Here is a 14,552-nt window from a genome sequence, read left to right on the forward strand (position 1 = left end):
AATAAAAAACCGCCCATAGAAGGCGGTACTTCTTAGTATTCGTGTCGGTGAATGGTTTAATGTTTTTGTCGCGGAATTTTTAAAACCATAACGAACTAGAAAAAACAAACCTTGATTTAATAGGATTTGTAACAACTAGAAAGTATTAAAAAGTATACAATAAGCCACTTATCGGACTTGAACCGACGACCTCCACCTTACCATGGTGGCGCTCTACCTCCTGAGCTAAAGTGGCATATGACCTGTAAACAGTATTAATAGTATATCACAGGTCAATGTTTGAGATATAGGATCTTAACTATGAAGTTAACGAACGTTTAATTTGGTAATGCTCTGGAGCTATTTGCGTCAATAACGGACTAGGTTGACCACAAACGATTAGTTTGAGACGGTGCATTGCACGGGAACAAATCGTGTAAAGAATCCCAGCAGTAGTATCTGGATAATTATCACGCGAGATATCAAATGCTACTACGTCATCAAATTCTAAGCCTTTGGCGAGATATATAGGCAAGATTACGACGCCGCTTTCTGGTAATGAACGATCGGCATTATCCAAAAGAGTTACAGGTAATCCGCGGCGAAGTCGCTGATAAAGCGTTGTTGCTTCAGTTTTATTTTTGGTAATGAGGGCGACTACTTGCTCATCGCTGACTATTTTGTTCAACTCAGCCTGAAGAACCGTTAACCCGCGCACTTTATCAGGGGTAATAATCAGCTCAGGCAGGTCACCATGGCGAGTAAATGACTGAATCTCATCCCCATCAGGTAAGAGGTCTTTCATGAAGTTGGTGATTTCCTGGGTGGACCGATAGCTCTTATTAAGCTGGACGATACGAGGATTTTTGGCATTTAGATTTTGGGCTAACGTTGTCAGAAGTTCTTTAGGAGCCTGCATTGGGTTGAACAAAGCTTGCTCGCTATCACCAAGAAGAGTGAGCTTGGCTTTAGGGAAGCTGTGTTGCAAATAGAGCAACTGAGTAGGGGTGTAGTCCTGCATTTCATCGACAAACAAATGCTGAATTGACCTATTTTGACCGCCTTCGGTCAGTAAATCACGTAGTAACAAGAGCGGAGCGCAATCATCAAGCGCAATCTGATGAAACTCCAAGCGGTGACTAAAAGCGGGCACTGCAGCGGGTAAATAGGACCGGAGGAAAGCTTGGTATTGTGCATAAAAATCCACGAAAAAGGCATTGTAGATTCCATCTACAATCGGAGCGTAGTGCTGCTCAGCTAACTTTTGGCCCAGATAAGTTGCCACATCAGGGATATCCTGATTGATTTCATGTCGTCCCATCAAATCATGGTATTCTTCATTGGTCAGACTGGCAACTTCGGCTTGGATCTGGTCACTGTTAGCCGCAGTAGCGATAATAGCAGAGATTTTTTTATGCAGGTACTTTTGCATACGCCGAATCTTTTGACTGGGACGCATGGTGGCTGGTTGTGCTAGGTATAGTTCGCGGAGTTCATTTTCACTGATAACTTCTTCGCTACCAAGACTGAGTGCGGTGAACTGTAGTTGGGATACAGTTAGTTGCTGGTAATACTGCTTGACGGCCTGCATAATCGCTGGATCACTCTTTGCAGAATGCCAATCATCGTCTGCAACAGCCCTTTGCTGGGATTCATAACGACTAAACAGCGTTTCAACGTGCAGTCCCTGGAGTCGTTGTCCAAAAAATTCTGCCAAGGTAACCTGGCGCATGTTACGTTCTCCCAGACTAGGTAAAACAGCTGAAATATAGTTACTAAAGAGCAGATTGGGAGAGAAGAGAACAATCTGGTCAGCGTTGAGCTCTTGACGACTATGATAGAGGAGAAAAGCAATTCGCTGGAGGATGGTTGAGGTTTTGCCAGATCCAGCTACCCCCTGAACCAAGAGCAGGTCACTTTCGGTGTCGCGGATAATCGCATTTTGTTCCTTTTGAATAGTGGCAACGATGTTTTGCATATAAGCGGTACTGTGCTCTCCCAAAACAGCTTGCAAGATATCGTCACCGACTGTTTCATTGGTATCAAACATGTGTTGAATAGTCCCATGCTTGATTTTGAATTGGCGTTTTTTAAGGAGGTCAGCTTTTTGTGTTCCCATTGGAGTTTGATAAGTAACAGGCCCTAGAGTTCCGTTATAGTAAATGCTGGCGATTGGTGCTCGCCAATCATAAACAAGAAAGTTATTGTCAGAATCAATGAACGAAGCAGTTCCAATGTATAGGGTTTCTGGTTGATCGTCATCTTCTTGGATATCAATACGTCCGAAATATGGCGAGTCAGAGAGGGTTTGTAGCACCTGTAACTGGTCTTTGAGGATGTTTTCAGCCAAAATATTTTTAGACACGAGGGCTTTTTGCTGTTGCACTTCAGCGTTGGTTTCCATTTGGTCGTCTATTTCATAAGTATTAATCTTGGCATTTTGCCCGTAATTTTGCTCAACTGAGGCTGTTTCTTGGTGGGCAGCTTCATATTCTTCTTTGGTTGTTTGATAACGGTTCTTGATCAGCTGCACTACGTGGTCAACGCGGTGCTGTTCTTTCATTTGTTCAGGAGAGATTTCAGTATTTACGTTTTTTTCTTTTTTTGCCACGACGCGTTCCTTTCTTGATGTTTTCTTGGGTATCTGGGATGAAGGAGACATCAGTATCAATAATTCCAAACTTACGTCCCATCATTCGTTCAATATATTCGCCCAAACGATACGAATCTAGTACGGACATATCGGCGGCCACAACCACAACTACATCCAGTGTGACCAGGTTACCGTTATAGTGGGCTTTAAGTTCTTCGATCGCATGGACTTCAGGAAGCTGACTGATTTCGCGACGAAATTCAGCTTCAGTTTTGGGATCAAAGTAATCAACCAAGTTGAGGCTGCTTTCAATAAAAATATTACCTCCAGCATAGAGGATGAATAATCCGACAACAATACTGGCAGCACCATCAAGCCAGGTGAGGTAAAAAAGCTGGGCCCCTAGGATCGAGATTGCTGTACCAATACTAGTCAAGGCATCTCCCAGACTATCTTTGGAAGAAGCAATTAAAGCAGCATTTTTGAGTTTGCGCCCAGCTTTACGGTTCAGGTACCAGACGACCAGCATGATAACTGAGGCGATAACAGCCCCCCAAAAGGCAATTGCTTTGGGAACGAAATGTCGGTGGATATCCATTAGATTGAGGCCACCTGATACAATGATTTTTAAGGCGATCCCGATCATAACGATTGATGTTACCAGGGTAAAAACCGTTTCATACCGCAACCGGGTAAATTGGATGCGCTGGTCATTACCAGTCTTTTTTAAGGAGAGATTAGGCAGGGGAATCCCCGCAATGTCATCATCGTCCATGTCGCGGGCAATATGGATTCCCGTCATGAGGAGCCCAGTCGAGATAATCCCCGAAATATTGTTCCACGCATCGGCCATCAAGGTTTGGGAATGTCCTAAGCGTGCTAGGATATATTCGACCACAGCAATGAGAGTGTAAGCGAGAATGTTGAGCCAGAGGTGGCGGAGGGAGGCATTGAGATTAGCAAGTTCTCTTTGCTGGATCTGCTCCCATTTGCGATACTCTTTTTTTAAATGATGGTCAATTTCATCCATCATCACGGCCTCCTTGGTATAGATAGTAAGTTTGCATAGTCAATTATAGTTGATTCTTTAGTGGTATGCATGGATAAAGGGTGGGTTAAGCTGATTTTGTTGATGTAAGCCCTTGACAACAATTAGATGAGATGATTAGAATTTAATCAGTTTATATTATCAGTTAAAGTAGGATGTCTAACAACAGAGAGGACCCGGGGGCTGAGAGGGTGCAGAGACTACGAAGTGGGACTGGTAAAGATTTTTTTGATAAGCAAACAGAGTGGCGAATTTTGAATTCGTAATTTAGGTGGTACCACGTTAACGCGTCCTAATTTTAGGAGGCGTTTTTTGTTTGCAATGCCAGACAAGAAAGGAAGAATTTTTATGGCAAAGAAAGTACTTTTGACTGGGGATCGGCCTACGGGCAAGCTTCACATTGGACACTATATTGGATCCCTCAAAAATCGGGTTAAGATGCAAAACTCAGGCGAGTATGATCCATATATCATGATTGCAGACCTCCAAGCATTGACCGATAATGCACGGGATCCAGAAAAAATTCGGCGTTCCCTAGTGGAAGTAGCACTAGATTATTTAGCCGTGGGGATTGATCCAGCTAAGTCAACGATCTTTGTACAGTCACAAATCCCGGCTTTATCAGAGCTTAATATGTATTACTTGAACTTAGTTACCGTTTCGCGCTTGGAACGCAACCCAACGGTTAAAGCGGAGATCCAACAAAAGAACTTTAACCGGTCTATTCCGGCTGGTTTCTTCACTTACCCCGTAAGTCAGGCAGCAGACATCACCGCCTTCAAGGGCGAAGTGGTGCCAGTTGGTGATGACCAAGAACCAATGTTGGAACAAACCCGTGAAATCGTCCGGAGTTTCAACTCAATTTATGGGGATGTCTTAGTTGAACCAACCGGGGTTTTCCCACCTAAAGGATCAGGCCGCCTCCCCGGATTGGATGGTAATGCCAAGATGAGCAAATCCTTGGGGAATGCAATTTATTTAGCTGATGATGCCGCAACATTGACGAAGAAGGTCATGTCAATGTACACAGATCCTAACCACATCCGGGTTTCTGATCCAGGCCAAGTAGAAGGAAATATGGTCTTTACATATTTGGACGTTTTTGATCCTGATAAGCAACAAGTCCAAGCATTAAAGGAGCAGTACCAGGCTGGGGGCCTTGGTGACGTCAAGCTCAAGCGTTACCTCAACGAAGTTTTGGAAGCAGAACTTGCCCCAATTCGGGAACGGCGGAACGAGTTTGCCCAAGACCTCGGGGCGGTATATGAAATTTTACGCCAAGGCAGTATCCGGGCAAATGAAGTGGCTAACCAGACCCTTCAGGAAGTGCGCGCAGCAATTGGGGTAAATTATTTTGATAATATTCCTACACCAAATCAGGGCTAAATGTGGTAGAATCATCGTATCATTAAGGATGGGGTGAGTTCTATGAAGCATCTAGCGATAATTGATCTGGGTTCTAATTCAGCGCGGTTGTCAATTCAAGCTGTTGATGACCAAGGGCACAACACAGAAATCAAGCGGATGAAGATTATGACCCGTCTCGCTGAGGGAATGGGTCAGAGTGAAGAAAAGAAATTACAGCCACAAGCCATTGAACGGACTCTGGCGGCGATTCAAACCTTCATGCGGGCTTATCAAGACTTGCCTGATTTGAAAGTGACGGGAATTGCTACTGCAGCAGTGCGGGCTGCCAGCAATCAGCGTGAATTTTTGCGACAAGTTGCAGACCTGACAGGGGTTGAAGTCAATGTTTTGTCAGGAACTAAGGAAGCTTACTATGATTACTTAGGTGTGGCTCATTCCCTTGACCTGACTGATTACATGATTTGTGATATGGGTGGAGGGAGCTTTGAGCTAGTTCTCGCCCAAAACAATCAGGCCCAACACTTAATTAGTATTCCTTATGGAGCCGTTAGTTTGAGTGAAAAATTCCATTCGGCTGACCGTATTTCGGCCTATGACTTGTTTAGGTTTCAAAACTTTATTCAAAAAAGCTTTGATCAATTGGACTGGTTTGAAAAAGGGCGCCACCTGCCATTAGTCTTACTCGGTGGAGCTAACCGTACAGTTGGCCGGTGTAAACTCTTTGATGAGGGAGCTATCGATCCAGAACAGATGCATGGGGTAGTGATGCCAACTACTGAGTTTGTTGATCGCTATGCCTCGTGGTTACAGATGTCGCTGGCTGAACGGCGGGTAGATCTTGAAGATGAAGCTGATCGCGCAGATATCATCATTGGCGGGTTAACCCCAGTAGTTCAGATGTTGACCCACCTGAACATGCCGAAAGTGATTTTTTCTGATAGTGGTGTTCGAGAAGGAATCATTTACGAAATGTTACACAAATAGTTAGAAGCTAAGAGGCTGGGAGAAAACGCTGTTTTCTCCCAGCCTTAGTCTTTATTCACTAATGTTTCCCACTTACTTTTTGCGCTTAAGTATGACCAAAAGTTCATCTCATATACCAAAAGGATATGAGTAAATAATAAAGCAATTAAAATATCCCTATGCTATTGTTCATAGCGTAGGGATATTTTTTGCTTACATTAAGTTTTAGTTCCTACATTGTACAGCCACTGTGACCTTCCATGTCAGGCATCCAGACTTCTTCAGGTTTAATACCACGCTCAGTAGCTAGGGCATCGACGAGAGTCTTCATGTTCATTAGTTCATAGGTCCGCGGATGTTCAGGATCAAAGACTTCAATTTGACCCATCATCCCTCCATCTTCGTGCTCAATGATGTGGCAGTGATACATGAAGACCCCAGGACAAGTAAAGTGAACTTTGAGTCGGACCGTTTCTTGGGGGTTAACCTGGACGGTGTCTTTCAATCCGTACTCGTTGGGGTTAGGCGCATGACCGTTACGCGAAACGATTTCAAATTGAGTGGAGTGCACATGGAAAGGATGCCCCATACCGTTGTGGCAACTGTTGGTATTGGTGATTTCCCAATACTCAGTAGTGTTGAGTTGCTGGCGCTCATCAATCCGAGTCATATTAAATTTCTTGCCATTGATCATAACCGCATCATCGGTCCCATCAAGGGTAAACTTCCGTACTGGAGTACCAGGGGTGACGTGATATGCAGGAATATCAACGAGGTGGTCAGGCAAGACAGTATTGTCAGGAGTATAGTCATGAATTCGAAATTCCAAGATCGGAGTATCATCACTATACAAAGTAACGGTATCACCTGGTTGGTGGTGACCAAAATCAATAATTACTTCAGCGCGTTCAGCACAAGCTAGCATCAGTTTGGTCATTTTAACAGGAGCAGGCATGATTCCACCGTCAGACCCGATCTGGGTCATAACCGTATCGTCACTAAAGTGTAACCGCCATTCCCGCCGGTTGGACCCGTTCAAAATGCGGAGCCGTATTCGTTGGGTAGTGACATCAAAGTATGGGTTGACAGTCCCATTGATCAGGGGCGTTTCTCCCAGAACGCCGTCCGGATCATAGTCACGTTGATAATCCCACTGATTATCAGCGGTAAAATTTCGGTCTTGTAGAACAAGAGGAATATCGTCGACACCATAATTGCGTGGGAAAGGCAGTTGGGCTTCGACATCATCCCGGACGATAACCCCGGTAGCAAGTCCCTTGTAAACCTGTTCGGCAGTTAGTGGACAAGGATGAGCGTGTAGCCACATGAAGCAGGCAGGCTGCTCCAAAGTAAAGTCAATCTTACGCTCCTGGTGTGGGTAAACAGGGGCATGACAGCCACCATCAGTGATGGGACCAGGAACGTCTGCTCCATGCCAGTGGAAAGTCGTCAGTTCAGGAAGTTCGTTGCGAAGGGTGATATGGGTATGTTGCCCCCGTTTGAAGACAAGGAACTTCCCAAGGAGAGGGGCATTGTAGCCCCAGGTCTTAGTTTTAGGACCAGGCACTAGTTGGACTTCTCCTGCTTGGGCGGTGACAGTGTAGTAGACATCACTAGCCGTTTCCTTATCCGGTTGGAGGAGGGCAGGAATATTGAGTGGGTTAGGAGCGCAAGGATACTGCTTAAGGGGCTTATAAGCAGCATCCTGAGTATCAAAGCCATTAGGGTCATAGAAATAATCAGTATAAATTTTTTCTTCCATATTAAGACTTCCTTCCTCAAATCACTTTCAGTATACCACGCACCATTTAACTCCGCAGACATTCGAATTGCTTTTGAACAGTACTTAGACCGTGATAAAATAGGCACTATCATTAAGAAAAAGGAACGTGAAGCATGGATTTATTCAGTAAGTATTACCAAAAAAAGTGGGCTGAACGGCTCGATGTTCTCTGGGAAGCGGGGCTATTAACAACGGACGAGATCACACAGTTGCGCCACCTAGGGACAGCAGCAGCACTAGGTGACACGATGATTGAAAATTACTTGACTAACTATGCCTTGCCAGAAGGATTAGCAGTCAATTACCAAATCAACGGCAAAGATTATGTTGTTCCGATGGTAACTGAGGAACCATCAGTGGTGGCAGCTAGCAGTAACGGTGCACAGCTAGTCAAGCGAGCTGGAGGCTTTCAAGCGCAGATTGCCGAGCGGTTGATGATTGGACAGATCATCATTGAAAACGTGCAGGACCAAGTAGCCCTAACCGGGGCATTGGCAGCACGGGAAGAGTATTTATTAAAGGTAGCTGATGAAGCCCACCCATCACTCAAACGGCGGGGCGGGGGAGCACGCTGGTTACGATTGCGGCCGTTAGCGGCTGACTTATTAGCAGTGGACCTAGCCGTCGATGTTCAAGAAGCAATGGGAGCCAATATGCTCAACACGATGTTAGAAGCAGTGGCGACAGCTATTCGCACTGAGCTCGATCAAGACGTTCTGATGGCGATCCTCTCAAACTATGCGACTGAATGCCTGGTTCAAGTAGAATGTACGCTGCCAATTACTCTTTTAGGGCGGGGAGATATCCCAGGTGAGGTAGTAGCAGCTAAAATCGCCCAGGCAAGTCGAGTAGCGCAGCTTGATATTTATCGGGCAACAACCCATAATAAGGGGATTATGAACGGGGTCGACGCTGTTGTCCTGGCTAGTGGCAATGACTGGCGGGCAATCGAAGCAGGCGCCCATGCCTATGCTGCGCGCGACGGACAGTACCGGGGGTTGAGCCAGTGGAAAGTTCAGGGGACAAAGCTTCACGGCCAGCTAACTTTACCAATGCCCTTAGGGTTTGTGGGCGGTTCAATTGGGATCGTTCCGGTAGTACAGTTGAACCACAAATTAATGCGGGTAGAAAATGCCCGGGAATTAGAACAAGTAGTGGCAGCGGTGGGGCTAGCCCAGAATTTGGCTGCCCTACGCGCCCTGGTAACTGATGGAATTCAGCGGGGCCACATGAAACTTCAATTGCGGTCACTCGCTGTGGCGGTAGGGGCGGATGCTGACGAAGTGGCAGCCGTCGTCCAAGCGATGCAAGCCCAGCACGCCCGGTCATCGCAGCAGGCAAGAGAAATTTTACAGGAGATACGACAAAAAAATGAGCGAAAATAAATTTACCACGACTATGTTAAATGGCCAGACTCAGAGTTTAATTCAAGCCGTCGAAGCACAAACTAACCATCCAGTAACGGTTGAGTTTGCTGATAAAAAGGCAGGATATTTACGCCACGATCAGGCCCAGTTGGTGCTTCGCGACGGGGCGGTGCATGTAAAAGTCTTTGACATCACAGAGCCCAACTATACGGTAGCCCATGAATTGCTCCATTTTCTATTGGTAGCGCAAAATGTGCCTCAAGTAGCTTTCAACCTGACGACGGGTAAGCAAGATTTGGACCTGAAACTCATGACTGTGGGGGTGGAATTATATGATTCAGTTTTACACTTTGCAGTTTATCGTGATCAACGGAACCGGGGTTTGATTACAGAAGAAGACGAAGAACTGTACTTCAAGGGAATTTTGGCTACTTTGCAGCCCGAACCAGCTGATGGTCATAACGATGGGTGGATGTCATTCCGCCTGTTAACTTTGTTTGACACCTTGATTTTCTTTGCTGAGCAACAGGAAGCGATCTTGCCCAAACTCCAAGAACTCTACCCTAAGACCTTGCAAGCAGCCCAGAAACTGTATGAATTAGCAAGTGCTAAACCTTTGGTGGATGCCCATGCGATGCGGCGGACGGTAGTTAAATTGTATAAGGCGTTTGATCAGCAGTTAGAACGGTGGGGTTTGGTTAGCATGTACCTTACAGACTTTGTAACACTGACACCAGTATTGAGTGACCGGCAGTTACGGTTAGAAGTTCGGCAATTGTTCACGATTTACCATTCGGAATGGACGGCTAAACTTCATCACCGTTCAGGCTATATTGGGCGGTGGAAGAATGATGAGCAAAACTCATTTGTTATTCCAGAGCCCCAGAAGAATGCACCGGAGACGTTCACCCGCTTGTATGAGATGAAGGTGGCGGACTTTATGGAACGGATGGGATTGGAATATTTAAAGAAATGAGTGCTGAACATCACGGGTGAAAATCGTGGTATAACAGACGCCCCGGTGAGATGATAAAATCATCCATCGGGGTGTTGTTATACGCTAGATTTTTGTGATGAGAAGCACGTTAAGGAAAAGAAGTGTGATCGAACCCGGGTAACTCTCGTGTCCTAGGGCATAAAGTCGCGGTGATGTGTAAGCATCACAAGAGTTTATGACTAGGGATAGGGAGTTGGGTGAGGAACACGTTAAAGAAGTGCTGAGGGGTGCGGTTAGAAAGCGTGACCTAACCCGGGTAACTCTCGAATTATAACGTGAACAAAGATGGTGTCCGTTATCCACTAAACTTGTGCGTTAATGATAGGTGTTAAAACGGGCTCGATGTTACTCTTAAACAATGTGTAGAAAAGATATTTTTTCGTATTTTGCAGAAAAACCGAAAAAAATTAAAATTAGGGGTTCACATTTCTAGTGGCGTTTGTTATACTATTTTTCGTTGATGAAATGCTTGCTTAGCTCAGTTGGCAGAGCACGTCACTAGTAATGATGAGGTCGAAGGTTCGAATCCTTTAGCAAGCACTACTCAATTAAAGCCTGTGGTTTTTTACCACAGGTTTTTTTGTGCTTTCATTGAGCGTAAGGGCGGCGGACTCAGGAGGGATCTGTGATACAATTAGTAAAAAGATAGCGGAAGCGAGGCAAGATTAGCGATGATTTTAATCTCATGGAATATTGATTCTCTGAACGCGGCTTTGACAAGTGATTCACAACGGGCTCATGCTACCCGGGCGGTTTTGCAGACAATCTATGCACACAAGCCTGATATTTTTGCAATTCAAGAAACCAAGTTACGGGCGACGGGTCCAACCAAAAAGCACCAGGAGATTTTGGCAACAATGTTTCCTGAATATGATTATGTGTGGCGGTCATCAGTCGAACCAGCGCGGAAAGGCTATGCAGGGACAATGTATCTTTACAAGCGGGACTTAGCCCCAGTAGTATCCTATCCCCGAATCGGGGCGCCAGAACCGATGGATGACGAAGGACGGATTATCACGCTGGAATTTGCTAACTTCTACGTGACTGAAGTCTATACTCCTAATGCTGGCGATGGGCTCAAGCGATTGACTGAGCGGCAGGGCTGGGATCAAAAGTATGCAGCTTACCTGCATGAACTTGATCAAAAGAAACCCGTTTTGGCTAGTGGGGACTTCAACGTAGCCCACCATGAAATTGACCTCGCTCATCCGGAAAATAATCACCGGTCAGCTGGGTTTACTGATGAAGAACGGGCCGGCTTTACCAACCTTTTGAGCTATGGTTTTACTGATAGTTTTCGGCACGTACATGGGGATGTGACGGGAGTTTACTCCTGGTGGGCCCAACGAGTACGAACCAGTAAGGCTAACAACTCAGGGTGGCGGATTGATTATTGGTTAGTTAGTGAACGGATGGCAGACCAGGTTGTTCGGTCCGAGATGATCGCAACTGGCGACCGGCGTGACCACTGCCCAATCTTGTTAGAGATTAAGGATTAAGCGCACAATAACGATACGGAAAGCTGGCCTCATCGGTCGGCTTTTTTGAAAGGAGCAGTTTTATGGACATTAGTCAACCAGCATTTCAGGCGGCGGTGCTGAACGGGTTAGTTGATCATAGTTCCTATCACGGAAACCGGGTGGTTGGGCCCCAAATCATCACTAATAAGCCAGCAGGAACGATCTGGGCGACCTTACGTCAGCAATTGTTGACTTGTAATGATTTCACCTGGGCAGTAGCCTTTATCACACCGGATATGCTGCCACCCTTGAAACTGGTGTTGGCAGACTTAGCCCGTAAAAAGATTACGGGCACATTGATTACCGGCCAGTACTTAGGTTTCAATAGTCCACGGGTTTTTCAAGAGCTCCGCAAGATTCCCAACCTCGATGTGCGGATCACTACCACTGATGGCTTTCACACCAAAGCTTACATGTTTGATCATGGAGACTACCATACCCTGCTGATAGGGAGTGCCAACTTCACCCGCCGAGCGGTTTTGCAAAATAATGAATGGCTTCTCCAGGTGACAACTAACGAACAAGGCGCTCTAGGGCAACAGGTAAGAACAGAATTACAAACCCTCAAAGAGCAAAGCCAACCCCTTGATGAACAGTGGCTTAAAGCCTATGAACAAACGTGGCAACCGCCCGTCCGAACTGCGGGAAATCCGTCAGCAGCGCCAACCGCAAAAATCGTACCCAATGCGATGCAAAAAGCTGCTTTGCATGAATTGACCCAGTTACGTCAGGCTGGAGGCCAACGGGGCTTGGTGGTATCAGCTACCGGGACAGGGAAGACCTACCTGGGAGCCCTGGCGGTAAAACAGGAACAGCCCCAACGGTTCTTGTATGTAGTTCATCGGGAACAAATTGCTAAAAAGAGTCGGGCAAGTTTTCAAAGAGTTATTGGCGGTCCGGCGACTGATTTTGGCTTGCTGACGGGGAACCATCATGACCGCCAAGCCAAATACCTCTTTGCGACGGTCCAAACTTTGAGCCAGGACCAGGAGTTACAAAAATGGGCAGCGGATGAATTTGATTATATCTTGATCGATGAGGCCCATCGGGCAGCTGCCCCGTCTTATCGGAAGCTTTTTCAACACTTCACGCCACAGTTTTGGTTGGGGATGACGGCCACCCCAGATCGGCCTGATGCACAGGATGTTTATGCGCTTTTTGACTACCACTTGGTATATGAGATCCGCTTGCAGGCAGCATTGGAAGCAGGCATGCTGACACCTTTCCATTACATCGGGGTGACCGATTATGTTCAAGCAGGGGTCACGATCACTGATACAACTGCTTTGGCAACCTTAATTGCTCCTGAACGGGTAGATTACATTCTGCAGCAATTGGACTACTACGGGTACTCCGGCGACCGGCCCTGTGGGCTCGTCTTTTGTAGCCGACAGGAAGAAGCCCACCAGTTAGCAGCAGAGTTTAGCCAACGGGGCTACCCAGCCCAGGCATTAACTAACCAGGATAGTGCAGGACAGCGGGCCCAGGCAGTGGTAGCTCTGGAAGAAGGGAAACTGAACTATATTATTACCGTTGACCTTTTTAATGAAGGAATTGATATTCCCGCCCTTAACCAGATCATCATGCTCCGCAATACCCAGTCGAGTATCGTATTCTTACAGCAGCTAGGGCGAGGATTGCGTAAGTATCCGGGGCAGGAATTTGTGACGGTGATTGATTTTATTGGTAATTATCAAAATAACTACCTGATTCCAATGGCACTGACACGTGATACCAGTCGGGATAGAACTGTCTTGCGCCAAAAGACGACTTTGCCACCAGTAATGGGATTGACAACGATCAACTTCAGCCAGGTGGCAGCCCAGGAGATTTTTGCCTCGCTCGCCAAGGTTAAACTTGATGCTATGCGGGAGTTACGCCAGGCTTTCAAGGAATTGGAGAATAAACTGGGGCGCTCTCCTCTGTTACAGGACTTCTTCCAATGGGGAAGCGTGGATCCAACGGTCTTTATCCGCACGAGTGCGATCAGTAATTACAACCAGTTCTTAGTAAAAATGGGCGTAGGGCAGCCCTTGGCGCCACTAGCAGATGCCATCCTGACGTTTGTTACCCAGGAGTTGACTAATGGCAAACGCGTCCACGAATTAGTGCTGTTGGACCTGCTACTCAAGCAAAGAACATGCACAGCCGAGACATATACCCAGGCCCTTAGTGATCACAAAGCTTATGTATCACCGGCAGTATTGCGGTCAGTAATGGGTGTGTTGAGTTTAGATTTCTTTGCTGTCAAAGCTGGAAAGCAAACTAAAAAGGCTCGTTATGGAAACCAAGCCTTAGTCGAACAAAAAGACCTGTTGGGCTACCAGCTAACTGCCCCGCTACAAGACCTTATCAGACAAGACGATAACTTTGCTAAGTTATTGCAGGATGCGGTAACTACTGGTTTGCTTTTAGCCCAGCGCTACGACCAAGGAAAACAGTTTACCCGGTATCAGCGCTATGACCGACGTGATGTATGCCGTTTGCTCAACTGGCCTTTGGATGTTAGTGCTCCCCTGTATGGTTACCGGGTGAGTGCAGGAGTTTGTCCAATTTTCATTACTTATCATAAGCCGGTAACTGATGCCGAAAAACAAGCTAGCCGGGCTGCACGCTATAATAATTCATTACAAGATGGACAAAACCTGCGTTGGTACACACGAACCCCCCGCCATCTCAATTCACCTGAGGTGCAGGAACTGTTACAAGGAGTAGACCAAGGGCAGCCCCAAGTGACCATCCATCTCTTTGTCAAGCGAGATGACCAGGCGGGAAAGGAATTTTATTATTTAGGGCCGGCGACGATTGCGCCGACGACGGTGGCAGAAGAACTGATCGGTCCACAAAAGAAAGCTGCAGTGGGGATGGATTTGCACTTGCAGCATCCATTACCGCCGCAGATGATGAGCCTCTTGTTCAATGAAGAATAGTTTA

General features: G+C 46.4%; 9 protein-coding genes and 2 tRNA genes. 7 read left to right on the forward strand and 4 right to left on the reverse strand.

Going from position 1 to position 14,552, the window contains the following annotated elements:
- Nucleotides 1-162 precede the first annotated feature (162 nt).
- The 3 genes from V3C97_RS00960 to V3C97_RS00970 form a co-directional block, all read right to left on the reverse strand.
- A tRNA-Thr gene (locus V3C97_RS00960) sits at nt 163-235 on the reverse strand.
- A gap of 63 nt (nt 236-298) precedes the next feature.
- The gene (gene helD / locus V3C97_RS00965; protein ID WP_422392857.1) at nt 299-2,557 is read right to left on the reverse strand and encodes an RNA polymerase recycling motor HelD; all 2,259 of its coding nucleotides are present in this window, start codon (nt 2,555-2,557) and stop codon (nt 299-301) included.
- A 1-nt stretch (nt 2,558) separates the two neighbouring features.
- Nucleotides 2,559-3,602 (reverse strand): cation diffusion facilitator family transporter, encoded by a 1,044-nt coding sequence (locus tag V3C97_RS00970; protein WP_338434529.1) that lies wholly within the window; start codon nt 3,600-3,602, stop codon nt 2,559-2,561.
- A gap of 366 nt (nt 3,603-3,968) precedes the next feature.
- Here V3C97_RS00970 and trpS point away from each other — a divergent pair, with 366 nt between their 5' ends.
- Nucleotides 3,969-5,006, forward strand: a complete 1,038-nt coding sequence (gene trpS, locus V3C97_RS00975) for a tryptophan--tRNA ligase (protein WP_027826890.1) — start codon at nt 3,969-3,971, stop codon at nt 5,004-5,006.
- 42 nt (nt 5,007-5,048) lie between these two features.
- Nucleotides 5,049-5,972, forward strand: a complete 924-nt coding sequence (locus tag V3C97_RS00980) for an exopolyphosphatase (protein WP_317294132.1) — start codon at nt 5,049-5,051, stop codon at nt 5,970-5,972.
- Between the two features lie 211 nt (nt 5,973-6,183).
- Here V3C97_RS00980 and V3C97_RS00985 read toward each other — a convergent pair whose 3' ends face one another.
- Nucleotides 6,184-7,713: a multicopper oxidase family protein gene (locus tag V3C97_RS00985; protein ID WP_338434285.1), complete on the reverse strand. Its 1,530-nt coding sequence runs from the start codon at nt 7,711-7,713 to the stop codon at nt 6,184-6,186.
- A gap of 134 nt (nt 7,714-7,847) precedes the next feature.
- On the opposite strand from V3C97_RS00985, the gene V3C97_RS00990 reads away from it, so the two are divergent.
- The 5 genes from V3C97_RS00990 to V3C97_RS01010 all read left to right on the forward strand — a co-directional run bounded on the left by V3C97_RS00990 (nt 7,848) and on the right by V3C97_RS01010 (nt 14,548).
- The gene (locus V3C97_RS00990; protein WP_338434286.1) at nt 7,848-9,119 is read left to right on the forward strand and encodes a hydroxymethylglutaryl-CoA reductase, degradative; all 1,272 of its coding nucleotides are present in this window, start codon (nt 7,848-7,850) and stop codon (nt 9,117-9,119) included.
- Nucleotides 9,106-10,077, forward strand: a complete 972-nt coding sequence (locus V3C97_RS00995) for an IpaB/EvcA family protein (RefSeq protein ID WP_338434287.1) — start codon at nt 9,106-9,108, stop codon at nt 10,075-10,077. Before V3C97_RS00990 ends, V3C97_RS00995 begins: the two co-directional genes overlap by 14 nt.
- A 488-nt stretch (nt 10,078-10,565) precedes the next feature.
- Nucleotides 10,566-10,638 (forward strand) — tRNA-Thr (locus V3C97_RS01000).
- Nucleotides 10,639-10,769: 131 nt separating this feature from the next.
- Nucleotides 10,770-11,597: an exodeoxyribonuclease III gene (locus V3C97_RS01005; RefSeq protein ID WP_180849213.1), complete on the forward strand. Its 828-nt coding sequence runs from the start codon at nt 10,770-10,772 to the stop codon at nt 11,595-11,597.
- Nucleotides 11,598-11,659: 62 nt separating this feature from the next.
- On the forward strand, nt 11,660-14,548 hold the full coding sequence (locus tag V3C97_RS01010; RefSeq protein WP_338434288.1) for a DEAD/DEAH box helicase: 2,889 nt from the start codon (nt 11,660-11,662) through the stop codon (nt 14,546-14,548).
- Nucleotides 14,549-14,552: the final 4 nt, after the last annotated feature.

This window comes from Ligilactobacillus saerimneri (assembly GCF_036689625.1).
GTDB lineage: Bacteria > Bacillota > Bacilli > Lactobacillales > Lactobacillaceae > Ligilactobacillus > Ligilactobacillus saerimneri.